Here is an 11,616-nt window from a genome sequence, read left to right on the forward strand (position 1 = left end):
ATGCCCGCACCGCTGAACATTCTGACCTGGCACGTCCACGGCAACTACCTGTATTACCTGACCCAGGTGCCGCATCACTTCTGGATCGTGACCAAGCCTGGCAATCCTCCGGGCTATGCCCATCCGGGCACCGGCTTTCCCTGGGGCGCCAACGTGCACGCCATTTCGTATGACGAGGTCAAGGGCCACGACTTCGACTGCGTGCTGTTCCAGTCCCGCGGGCCCTATGAACAGGATGTGACGGGCATGTTGTCGCCCGCGCAGCGCGATCTGCCGCGGGTCTACATCGAACACGATCCGCCCCAAGGCCACCCGACCGATACGCGGCACTGGTTCCAGGAACCCGCGGGCACCCTGGTCCATGTGACGGCGTTCAATGCGCTGATGTGGGACAGCGGCGAGACGCCGACCCGCGTGATCGAACATGGCGTGCTGCCCGCCGAAGGCGTGGTGTACGGCGGCGATACCGAGAGCGGGATCGTGGTGGTGAACCACCTGGTGCAGCGGGGCCGGCGCCTGGGTGCGGATGTATTCGAGCAGGTGCGCCAGCAGGTGCCGCTGGACCTGATCGGCATGGACGCGGAGCGCGCTGGCGGCATTGGCGAAGTGTCCAACATGCAGGTGCAGCCGTTCGTCGCGCAATACCGCTTTTTCTTCAACCCGATCCGCTACACCAGCCTGGGCCTGGCCGTGATCGAAGCCATGATGGCGGGCGTGCCGGTCGTCGGCCTGGCCACGACGGAAATGACCACGCTCATCAAGAACGAAGTGACCGGCTACGTGGACACGCGCATCGACCGCCTGGTCGACGTGATGCACACGCTGCTGAACAACCGCGAACTGGCGCGCGAATGGGGCGAGGCCGGGCGCATCGAAGCCTTGCGGCGCTTCGGCATCCAGCGTTTCGTGCGCGACTGGATGGCGCTGTTTGCCGAGGTCACCCAGTCATCGCCATCGCGTTCCACACCCCGACCCCTGGAGCTTGCATCATGAAAGAAAAGGACAGCCTGCGCGTGCTCGTGACAGGTGGGGCAGGATTCCTCGGGTCGCACCTGTGCACCCGGCTGGTAGAAGAAGGGCACGACGTGCTGTGCGTCGACAACTTCTATACCGGCACGAAGGCGAATATCGCCCCCTTGCTCGGGCATCCGCGCTTCGAGCTGATGCGGCACGACATCACGTTTCCGCTGTATGTGGAAGTGGACGAGATCTACAACCTGGCGTGCCCGGCGTCGCCGGTGCATTACCAGCACGATCCCGTGCAGACCACCAAGACCTGCGTGCATGGGTCGATCAATATGCTTGGCCTGGCCAAACGGGTGGGCGCGCGGATTCTGCAGGCGTCGACCAGCGAAGTGTATGGCGACCCCACGGATCATCCGCAGCGCGAGTCGTACTGGGGGCACGTGAATCCGAACGGGATCCGTGCCTGCTATGACGAAGGCAAACGCTGCGCGGAAACGCTGTTTGCGGACTACCGCCGCCAATATGGCCTGCGGGTGAAAGTGGCGCGCATCTTCAATACCTATGGCCCCAACATGCACCCCGACGACGGGCGCGTGGTCTCGAACTTCATCATGCAGGCCCTGGCGAACGAGCCGATCACCATCTATGGCGACGGCACGCAGACGCGCGCCTTCTGCTATGTGGACGATCTGATCGACGGGCTGATGCGGCTGATGCGCAGCCCCGACGATTTCTGGGGCCCGGTCAATATTGGCAACCCGTCAGAAATGAACATGCTCGAACTTGCGCGGGAGATCGTCGCGCTGACCGGCAGCCGGTCAGAGGTGCGGCTGTTTCCGTTGCCCGGGGACGATCCGGTGCGGCGCTGCCCGGATATTTCGCTCGCGCGCGAGGTGCTGGGCTGGGATCCGCGCACCCAGGTGACCGAGGGCCTGACCCGCACCATTGCCTATTTCCGCGACCGCACGGGATCGGCAGCGTCCGCACCGGCTTCGACAGCGGCTGCCGACGCGGGCCGGGTCGTCCGAATCGCCTGAGCAACCCGAGGCGACCGCCTCCGTTTTGGGATAACGATCATGAATCTTGCTGTCATTGGTGTGGGCTATGTGGGTCTGGTGACCGGGGCGTGCCTGGCGGACGTGGGCAACCACGTGAGCTGCATGGACCGGGATGCCGGAAAAATCGCGCGGCTGGAACGGGGTGACATCCCCATTTTCGAACCCGGCCTGGACGAAGTCGTGCGCCGCAACGCCACGGGCGGGCGGCTGACCTTCACGACCGACATGGCGCGCGCGGTATGTGATGCCGACATCATTTTTATCGCGGTGGGCACGCCACCCGCCGAGGATGGGTCGGCCGACGTGGGAAGGGTGCTGGAAGCGGCAATGGAAGCTGTGCGGTATATCGACCGCGACGTGGTGCTGGTGGTGAAGTCGACCGTGCCGGTCGGGACCTGCGACCGCGTGCGGGACGCCGTGCAGGCGCTGCTGCGGACCATGCGGTCTCCATGGAAGGTCACGGTCGCGTCCAACCCCGAGTTCCTGAAGGAGGGCAGCGCGATCGACGACTTCCAGCGGCCCGACCGGATCGTGGTGGGCACCTACGACACCGCGTCGTTGACCCTGCTGCGCGCCCTGTACAGCCCGTACAACCGCAACCATGACCGGCTGATCGCCATGGATGTGCGGTCGTCGGAATTTACCAAGTACGCGGCCAATGCCATGTTGGCCACGCGCATCTCGCTCATGAACGAGCTGGCCCGGCTGGCCGAAAAGGTGGGCGCCGACATTGAAGAGGTACGGCGCGGCGCGGGCGCGGATCCGCGCATCGGCCATCATTTCCTGTATGCCGGCGTAGGCTACGGCGGGTCCTGCCTGCCCAAGGACGTGAGTGCCCTGAGCCGCCTCGCCGCGGACAACGATGAACCGCTGGACCTGCTGGCCGGCGTGCAGCGCGTGAATGAGCGGCAGAAGCACCTGTTGTTTGAAAAGGTGGGCAAGGTGCTGGGCGACCTGTCCGGCCGCACCATCGCCGTCTGGGGACTGGCCTTCAAGCCGAATACCGATGACATCCGCGATGCGCCCAGCCTTGTGTTGATCCGGGAGCTGCTGGCGGCGGGCGCCAGGGTCAGGGCCTACGATCCGGTCGCGGCGCCTGGCGTCGCGGCGGTGATCAAGGATCCGGACCTGGCGCTGGTCGGGTCGGCAAGGGATGCCTGCCTGGGCGCGGATGTGCTGGTGGTGGTGACCGAATGGCGCGAGTTCAAGTCGCCGGATTTCCGGTGGCTGGCCAAGACCCTGAACCAACCTGCCATCTTTGACGGCCGGAACATTTATGACGCCAACTATGTCCAGGAATGCGGCCTGCGTTACTTCGGCGTCGGGAGGGGGGAAACCGTAATCGAAGCCGCGGTAGTGCCCGTAACGGCGTGAAAGAGGGCATTCATGGAAGAGTAAGGAATGGGGAACGATGTGAAAATGTTGCAAAGCAGCGCAACATATTTCACTAAAGCTCACCCGATATGGATGGGAATGGGTCGCAGGTACGACCTTTGCAGTGTGTGACAAGCAGAAAACGAAGTGTGTTTCCCGCCGCGACCTATCACACAAGTAGTCAGGAGAGACCCCATGGCCGACCAAGATTCACCTCCCGCACGCGCCCCGCGCGGCTTTGCCGCAATGGACCGCCAGCGGCAACGCGAGATAGCCTCGCAAGGCGGCAAAGCCGCTCACCGCAGTGGACGTGCGCACCAGTTCACTACCCAGGAAGCCCGTGCTGCAGGCGCCATGAGCCACGCCAGCCGTCGCGCCGCCCAGCAGAACGCCGGTGGTGCCCGGGGCGAACAGCAGGACAGCGAGGTCGAAGCCGTGAAGCAGGAGGAAACGGCAGAGTCCTGATCCCTCCCGCGTCAGCCGTCGCTGACGGGGTTGTCCAGAGGCCCGCACGCCGTCCGATCCTAGTCGGGCGCCTTGCGGGCCTTTTGCATGGGGGATCCCATGCCATTGTCATCCAGGGGTGAGTATTCATGAGTAGTTGGCGGTGCGAGGATTGTAGGAACGGAACGTCGGGACGATGCTTAAAGGCGAGAATGCTGCTCGTTTACGGTCGGGCATCCAACTTGCGAGGAAAGACCTGCGTCCCGGCTGGTTAGTTCTGGGTAGGGCGGGACGCAGCTCTCCGAGGTGTCTGCGTGGTGTGGGCATCTTGGTTTGTGTTGCGAGAGTGCAGCACATGCTTGTGCCCCCTGGCTCGGTCGGGGGGCGCTTTTTTTTAGACCTGGATACAGGAGCCACAGCATGAATTACGATCCGCAAGCCAAAGCCGACACGGCGTGTGTGCGGTTCAACATGGCTTACCCGGACGGCGAGACCGACGCCGCGATCAGCGCCAAGGCGCTGGTGGAATATTTCGGCGCCGACATGGCCCCCGATAGCCTGATCAAGAGCTATCGCAAGAATTTCCGCGCCATCCATGCAGCCGCGCAGCAGAAAGGTCAGCCCACCTCGGATGGCCGCGTGCTGGTTACGGCTGCCGACCTGGAAGCGTGGGCCGAGCGCACCGTGACCAAATCGCGGTCGTCCGCCGCGAAGTAAGACCGTGAACGCGCGCGACCCCTCGGCGGCAGCCACGCGGGACGTGGTCGTGATCGGCCTGTCGCGCGGCGGGCTGGAAGTATTGCGCACGGTGCTGCGCGAGCTGCCGCCGGATTTCCCGGCGGCGATGCTGGTCGTGGCGCACATTGGCGCGCACCACAGCATTTTGCCCAGCATCCTGTCGCAGGAGACGTCTTTGCCGGTGGCGCATGCCGGGCACGGCGAAGCGCTGCGCTACGGCGAGATCGTGGTGGCGCCCCCCGACTGCCATCTGCTGCTGACGGCGGCCGGCACCTTGCTATCCCATGGCGCAAAGGAAAACTTTGCCCGGCCGGCGATCGACCCCTTGTTTCGTTCCGCGGCGTTATCGAAGGGCCCGGCGGTGGTGGGGATCCTGCTGTCCGGCGACCTGGACGATGGCTGCGTCGGCCTGCAGGCCATCAAGGATTGCGGTGGCGCGGTGATCGTGCAGGACCCCGCCACGGCCGAATCCGAGAGCATGCCGCGCCACGCGCTGGCTGCCGTGCAGGTCGATGCCTGCGTGGCCCCGTCCGGCATTGCGCAGGCCTTGCTGACCCTGATGCACCAGCCGTCGTCGGAAGTGTCTGCCGCTGACAAGCGGCGCCACCTGATCGATATTGAAAACCGTTTCCTGCTGGGAGACCCCGACGTGACCGCCCTTGCCGACATTGCCAAGCCGACGACCTTTACCTGCCCGGAATGCCACGGGACGCTATGGGAGGTGGAGCAGGGCGGACCGGCGCGCTTCCGCTGCCATACCGGGCACGGCTATACGGCAGCCAGCCTGGCCCACGGGCAGGCAGTGGCCGCCGAAGAGGCGGTGTGGGCGGCCGTGCGCGCGCTGCACGAAAAGGAAATGCTGCTGCGGCGGATGGCCCAGACCGCGGCGGCCAGCGGCCGGCATGTTGCCGCGTCCGAGCGGCTGGCCGAGGCGGATGCAGCGGCCGCCCATGCCGCGACCCTGCGCGCCATGACGACCGAAGCCGCCCCGGAAAGGCCGTTATAGATCGCAGCAATTTCGTGGGGGGTTTCGGCAGGGCGGATGTCGGCGTACGCAATTTCCGGTGTAGAGTTGTGCGCCACCCGACCCCCACACCGATATCAGAGAGTCTCTGCCCCATGAAGCGTTATCCCCTAGCCGGCACGCCCGCCACGTCCGCGCAATACGTCGATGTTTCCCGATTGCTGGCGGCTTACGCCGACCTGGCGCCCGACATGACGCAGGCCGCGCAGCGGGTCGCCTTCGGGACATCCGGGCATCGGGGCGTATCGTTCGACCGCAGCTTCAATGAGCAGCACGTGGCCGCCATCTCGCAGGCCATCGTTGCCTACCGGACGCAGCAGGGCATCGACGGTCCGTTGTTCATCGGTTTTGATAGCCATGCGCTGTCCTTGCCGGCGTTTGAAACCGCGCTGGAAGTGCTGGCTGCCAATGGGGTGACGACGATGATCGCGACGGGGGACGAGTTCACGCCGACCCCGGCCGTATCGCTGGCTATCCTGAACTACAACCGCGGCCGGACCAGCGGGCTGGCCGACGGCATCGTGGTCACGCCATCGCACAATCCGCCCGACAGTGGCGGCTTCAAGTACAACGCGGCCAACGGCGGCCCGGCCGATTCCGGCATCACCAAATGGATAGAGACCGAAGCAAACCGCCTGATCGAAGGCGACCTGGCGGGCGTGCGCCGCTTGCCGATCGCCCAGGCGCGCGCCGCATCGACCACGCAGTCATTCGACTATCTGTCCATGTACGTGAACGACCTGGCCTCGGTCATCGACTTTGACGTGATTCGCGGGGCAGGGGTCAGGATGGGTGTCGACCCGCTGGGCGGCGCGGGTGTGCACTACTGGTCGCGGATCCAGGAGCAATATCGCATCGACCTGGATGTGGTCAGCACCGTAGTCGATCCCACCTTCAGTTTCATGACGCTGGACTGGGACGAAAAGATCCGCATGGACCCGTCGTCCCGCTTTGCGATGCAGCGCCTGATCGCCATGAAGGACCGCTATGACGTGGCCTTTGCGTGCGATACGGACCACGATCGCCATGGCATCGTGGCGCCGAGCGTCGGGCTGCTGCCGTCCAATCACTACCTGGCCGTGGCCATCGACTACCTGTATCGCAACCGGCCGAACTGGCGCGCGGACGCGGCCGTGGGCAAGACCTTGGTCAGCAGTTCCATGATCGACCGCGTGGCCGCGCGCCTGGGCCGCCGCCTGCATGAGGTGCCGGTAGGCTTCAAGTATTTCGTGGATGGCCTCTACACCGGATCGCTGGCGTTTGGCGGCGAAGAAAGCGCGGGCGCATCGTTTGCCCGTTTCGATGGCGGTTGCTGGACCACCGACAAGGATGGCATTTCCCTGGCCTTGCTGTCGGGCGAGATGACGGCGCGCATGGGCAAGGATCCTGGCGCGCTGTACCAGGACCTGACGACGGAGCTGGGCAATCCGGTGTCGAGCCGGGTGGACGCGCCGGCCACGCCGGACCAGAAAAAGAAGCTGTCGAAGTTGTCGGCGGCGCAGGTGTCGAGCGACCAGCTGGCTGGCGAAAAGATCGAGGCCGTGCTGGACCGTGCGCCGGGGGATAACGAAGCCATCGGCGGCATCAAGGTGATCGTGCCGAGCGGCTGGTTTGCCGCGCGGCCGTCGGGCACCGAAGACATCTACAAAATCTATGCCGAAAGCTTCCAGGGCGACGCGCACCTGAAACAGTTGCTGGCCGAAGCCCAGGTGATCGTGGATACCGCATTGGCCTGACACGGCGTTGGACGGATACGGGACGGCGGCTGCGGCCGCCGTTTTCGTGCCGTGTACCGCGGGCTTATTCGGTCCGGATGCCGTTGCGCAGCACGCCAATGGCATCGACGTCCACTTCGACTACGTCACCCGGTTTCATCCAGACCGGTGGCTGACGTTTGGCGCCCACGCCGCCCGGCGTGCCGGTCACGATCACATCCCCCGGCGACAAGGGCGTGAAGGTCGAGATAAAGGCGATCTGCCTGGGGATGCTGTGAATCAGGCGGTCGGTGGTGGTGCGCTGCATTTCCACCCCGTTAAGGCGCGTGATGAGGGTCATGACCTGACCGGCCGCGATTTCGTCTGCCGTGACCATCCAGGGTCCGAACCCGCCCGTGCGCCAGAAGTTCTTGCCCGCCGTCCATTGCGGCGTGGCGGTCTGCCAGTCGCGCAGGCTGCCGTCGTTGTAGCAGGCGTAGCCGGCAATGTGCGACCAGGCGTCGTCTTCGCTGATGCGGCGGCCGCCCTTGCCGATCACGATGGCGATTTCCCCTTCGTAGTCCAGCCGGCCCGACTCGGGCGGCAGCACGATGTCGTCCCCATGCGCAACCTGCGATTCCGCCACGCGCAGGAACAGGGTGGGGCTTTCCGTGACGGTGCGGCCCGTTTCCTGCACATGGTCCGCGTAGTTCAGGCCGACACACACGATCTTGCCCGGGTTGGGAATGACGGGCAGCAGCGTGACGGCGGCCAGCGGAACGGAGGGGGCCGATTCGGCATCGGCAATGCCGGCGGCTTCAAAGATGCGGTCGGCGGCGATCAGCGCCTTGAGGTCAGGAATGGCGGAGCCGAAGTGCGCGCCGAGGTCGATGATGCGGTCGCCTTTGACCGCGCCGTAGGACGCGGTGCCGCGGTAGTCGAAGCTGATGAGTTTCATGATGGCCTGTGGGGGGAGAAAGGAAAGTGGGTGAGCAGGGCGGGCAGGTTGCCGGGGTCGTGGGCGACGGCGGCAATGTAGCGGTCGGGCCGCACCAGCACCGCGGCGGCGGAATGGTCCTGCAGCCACGCGCGCAGGGCGGGGGGCAGGTCGGTCAGGATGCGCAGGCGGGGCGAGGGGGGCGGGACGGCCGGCGCCGATGGCGCGCCGGGGTCCGCCTTCGCAGGCCACCTTTGCGTATCGACCAGCAGCGCGTAATCGTGCCCCAGCACCGCGTCAAAGCCGGTGCCATCGTCCTGCCGCGGCTGGATCAGGGGGCGGCCGGCGGCGGGGTGATCCTGCGTCAGCGCGCCGGGCGGCAGGCGGGGGGTCGGACTGTCGAACAGCGCCGGGGACCCGTCGGCAAAGCGGGCGTCACGTGCCCGTGCCGCCTCGGGATCCGTGGTCTGGATCAGGTCACCCAATTGCACGGCCAGATCGATGAACGCCCGCACGTGTGGCGCGCGCTCGGCTTCGTAAGTGTCGAGCAGGTCGTCGTTGGCATCGCCCCGCAAGACAGCCACCAGCTTCCACGCCAGGTTCACGGCGTCGCGGATGCCGGCGCACATGCCCTGACCCAGGAAAGGCGGCGTCTGATGGGCCGAATCGCCGGCCAGCAGCAGCGGACCCTTGCGCCAGCCTTGCGTGATCACCGAATGGAAGGTGTAGATGGCGGCGCGTTCCAGCGTGGCCTGGTCGGGCCGCACCCAGCGTGACACGAGTTGCCACAAGGTGTCGGGTTCGACCAGCCTGGCCGGGTCGTCGCCGGGCATCAGCATGATTTCCCAGCGGCGGCGCCGGTCGGTCACGTTGCAGTAGGTCATGGGCCGCGCCGGGTCGCAGTGCTGCACGGTGTGCCTGGGCAGGTCCAGGTCGACACCGCGATTGAGCATCACATCGAACACCAGCCAGGGCTGATGCAGGCCCAGGTCTTCTCGGGTCGAGCCCATGGTCTTGCGGACCAGCGATCGCGCCCCGTCCGCGCCGACCACATACCGGGCGCGGAACGTCTCGGTCGGCCCAGGCGGCGGGGGCTCGCCGCCGGCCGCTTCCATCCCGACTTCCCTGCCTAGCAGCGTGGCGCCATCCCCCGTTACGTCGATCGATTCCAGATCGAACCCGAGCCTGACCTGAACATTCGGGTAACGCTGCAACCCATCGCGCAGCGCCCGTTCCAGTTCCGGCTGGTGGAAGTAATAGTTGTTCGCGCAGCCATGCGGTCCGGCCAGTGCCGAGCCCCGCCGGACCAGCAAGGTGCGGCCGGTGGCGTTGACGAAATGCATGCCTTCGGTGCCGGGCCGGGCGATGGCCGCAACGGCATCCCCCAGGCCGATGGACTGGAAGGCGCGCATGACTTCGCCATCGAAATGGATGGCGCGCGGGGTCGGCACCACGTCCGGCAGCCGTTCCAGCACCAGCACCGACAGGCCCGCCGCGCCGAGCAGGTTCGCGAGCATGGCGCCGCTGGGCCCCAGACCGACGACGGCAACGTCGTACGCCACTTCAGACATCCTGATCGGCGCGCATCTTGGCCGCGACCTTGGCCTGCCAGTCGGCGCGCGACATGAAGTCGGGTGTGCGGGTGGCGATGGCTTCGGCTTTCGCCAGGATCACGTCGTCACTGTCGGCGAAGTCAATCGGGACCCGCAGAGGCTGCGCGCAATACCAGGGCGTGTCGACGAACAATTCCAGGCGGTTGCCTTCCGGGTCGCGGCAGTAAAGCGAAATGGCGTTGCCGTGCGTGACCGGCTGCATATCGGTCGCGCCCGAGTCATTCAGACGGGTGTGGAACCGCCGCAGCGTGGCGATATCGGGTACCCGGAACGAGATCTGGTTGATCAGGTTGAAGGGCAGGTCGGCCGGCCGGCCCGTGGCCAGGACGATCTGGTGATGCTCGTTGGGGTCGCGGCTCAGGAACACCAGCTGGACATGTCCCAGGTCGCCTTTATCGGTTTGCGTGAAACGGAGCGCCCCCGTGTAGAAGCGGGCCATGGCGTCCAGGTCCTGGACGTAGATGCCGAAGTGGCTGAAGGCCAGCGAAAGCCCGCCGGAAGAGGGTGCCTGAGTCATGTCTCCGATTCCTTCAAAAGAGAAGTTTGCAATTTAGGCTGCGTTATTTGTGGTTAATGATATAGAAATTATCGTATATTGAAAATAACAAATGACGCAGCGGTAAAAAGCCGGACAACCGCGCTGCGTGACAAACCCGCCGGCGCGCCCACGCGCCGCGACCTTATGGTGGAGACCGCGATGACCCGTTTGCCTGCTTGCCGTTTGCCTGCCCTCTTATCCTCCCTGACGTTGCCGTCGACCTTGGTTACCACGCCGAATCTGCGCCTGCGCAGAACCTTGCGGATGACCGCAGGCGCGACGGCGATCCTGACGTCCGTGCTGGCCGGGCCGGCCGCCCATGCCGACACCTATCCCAGCAAGGCGATCCGCATCATTGCGCCGTTCGCGGCGGGCACCGGGCCGGACACCAATGCCCGCGAAATCGCCGGCGAACTGACAAAACTGCTCGGGCAGACCGTGTTCGTGGACAACCGGCCCGGCGCGTCCAGCATCATCGGCACCGAAGCGGCGGCCAAGGCGGCGCCCGACGGCTACACGCTGTACATCGGGACTACCAGTTCCTTGTCCGTGCTGCCGCACCTGTACACCAGGCTGCCGTTCGATGCCGAAAAGGACTTTGCGCCGGTCAGCCTGCTGGGGGTGCTCAACACCGGGCTGATCGCCCACCCGAAGGTGGCGGCGGCGGACGGCAAGCAGCTGATCGCCATGCTGCGCGCCAAGCCCGACAGCCTGAATACCGCCAGCCAGGGCGTGGGCAGCTACTCGCACCTGGCGGGCGAATGGTTCGGGTCCGCGTCGGGCACCAAGATGACCTTTGTGCCGTACAACAGCAGCAGCCCCTACGGCGACCTGATGGCGGGCCAGGTGCAACTGATGTTTGATGGCTTGCCTGCGGCAGCCGGCAGCATCCGGGCCGGCAAGCTCAAGCTCCTGGCAATTACCGGCAAGGCGCGCCATCCGGCATTCCCCGACGTTCCCACGTTCGAAGAAGCCGGATTGCCCGACTACCGGCCGCTGGCCTGGCAAGGCTTGCTGGCGCCTGCCGGAACGCCCGCGCCTATCCTGAATCGCCTGAGCGAGGCCATGCAGCAGGCAGCCAAGAATCCGGAGCTGGCCGAAAAGTGGCGGCAGTACGGCGGTGAATTGCGTGCGACGACGCCGGACGCGTTTGCCCGATTCATTGCCGACGACCGCGCGATGTGGGGCAAGGTGGTGCGCGATGCGCGGGTGAAGCTGGATTGAGGCAGG

Annotated in this window: 11 protein-coding genes; 8 read left to right on the plus strand and 3 right to left on the minus strand. The window is 65.6% G+C overall.

Annotated elements, in window-relative coordinates; genetic code table 11:
• The 7 genes from HD883_RS03765 (at nucleotide 1) to pgm (ending at nucleotide 7,340) form a co-directional block, all read left to right on the plus strand.
• On the plus strand, nucleotides 1-993 hold the full coding sequence (locus HD883_RS03765) for a glycosyltransferase family 4 protein (RefSeq protein ID WP_179588756.1): 993 nt from the start codon (nucleotides 1-3) through the stop codon (nucleotides 991-993).
• Complete coding sequence (locus tag HD883_RS03770) at nucleotides 990-2,003, plus strand: UDP-glucuronic acid decarboxylase family protein (protein ID WP_179587760.1); 1,014 nt, start codon at nucleotides 990-992, stop codon at nucleotides 2,001-2,003. The genes HD883_RS03765 and HD883_RS03770 overlap by 4 nt, the downstream gene beginning before the upstream one ends.
• 39 nt (nucleotides 2,004-2,042) lie before the next feature.
• A complete protein-coding gene (locus HD883_RS03775) occupies nucleotides 2,043-3,398 on the plus strand; it encodes a UDP-glucose dehydrogenase family protein (protein ID WP_179587759.1) in 1,356 nt (451 codons plus the stop codon).
• A gap of 195 nt (nucleotides 3,399-3,593) precedes the next feature.
• A complete protein-coding gene (locus HD883_RS03780; RefSeq protein ID WP_179587758.1) occupies nucleotides 3,594-3,863 on the plus strand; it encodes a KGG domain-containing protein in 270 nt (89 codons plus the stop codon).
• Nucleotides 3,864-4,262: 399 nt separating this feature from the next.
• A complete protein-coding gene (locus tag HD883_RS03785; protein ID WP_179587757.1) occupies nucleotides 4,263-4,559 on the plus strand; it encodes a hypothetical protein in 297 nt (98 codons plus the stop codon).
• A gap of 4 nt (nucleotides 4,560-4,563) precedes the next feature.
• Nucleotides 4,564-5,586, plus strand: a complete 1,023-nt coding sequence (locus HD883_RS03790) for a chemotaxis protein CheB (RefSeq protein WP_179587756.1) — start codon at nucleotides 4,564-4,566, stop codon at nucleotides 5,584-5,586.
• 113 nt (nucleotides 5,587-5,699) lie between these two features.
• Entirely contained in the window at nucleotides 5,700-7,340 is a 1,641-nt protein-coding gene (pgm, locus tag HD883_RS03795; protein WP_179587755.1) for a phosphoglucomutase (alpha-D-glucose-1,6-bisphosphate-dependent), read from the plus strand.
• A gap of 64 nt (nucleotides 7,341-7,404) precedes the next feature.
• On the opposite strand, the gene HD883_RS03800 is transcribed toward pgm, so the two are convergent.
• Genes HD883_RS03800 through HD883_RS03810 form a run of 3 tightly spaced genes read right to left on the minus strand, consistent with a single transcriptional unit; the run spans nucleotide 7,405 to nucleotide 10,365 of the window.
• On the minus strand, nucleotides 7,405-8,256 hold the full coding sequence (locus HD883_RS03800; protein ID WP_179587754.1) for a fumarylacetoacetate hydrolase family protein: 852 nt from the start codon (nucleotides 8,254-8,256) through the stop codon (nucleotides 7,405-7,407).
• Nucleotides 8,253-9,806 carry a bifunctional 3-(3-hydroxy-phenyl)propionate/3-hydroxycinnamic acid hydroxylase MhpA gene (gene mhpA / locus HD883_RS03805; protein WP_179587753.1) on the minus strand — a complete coding sequence of 518 codons (1,554 nt, stop codon included), beginning with the start codon at nucleotides 9,804-9,806 and terminating at the stop codon, nucleotides 8,253-8,255. Before mhpA ends, HD883_RS03800 begins: the two co-directional genes overlap by 4 nt.
• Nucleotides 9,799-10,365, minus strand: a complete 567-nt coding sequence (locus HD883_RS03810; protein ID WP_179587752.1) for a VOC family protein — start codon at nucleotides 10,363-10,365, stop codon at nucleotides 9,799-9,801. The genes mhpA and HD883_RS03810 overlap by 8 nt, the downstream gene beginning before the upstream one ends.
• A 285-nt stretch (nucleotides 10,366-10,650) precedes the next feature.
• On the opposite strand from HD883_RS03810, the gene HD883_RS03815 reads away from it, so the two are divergent.
• Complete coding sequence (locus tag HD883_RS03815; protein ID WP_257021984.1) at nucleotides 10,651-11,610, plus strand: Bug family tripartite tricarboxylate transporter substrate binding protein; 960 nt, start codon at nucleotides 10,651-10,653, stop codon at nucleotides 11,608-11,610.
• Nucleotides 11,611-11,616 lie beyond the last annotated feature (6 nt).

The organism is Pigmentiphaga litoralis (assembly GCF_013408655.1).
GTDB classification, from domain to species: Bacteria; Pseudomonadota; Gammaproteobacteria; order Burkholderiales; family Burkholderiaceae_B; genus Pigmentiphaga; species Pigmentiphaga litoralis_A.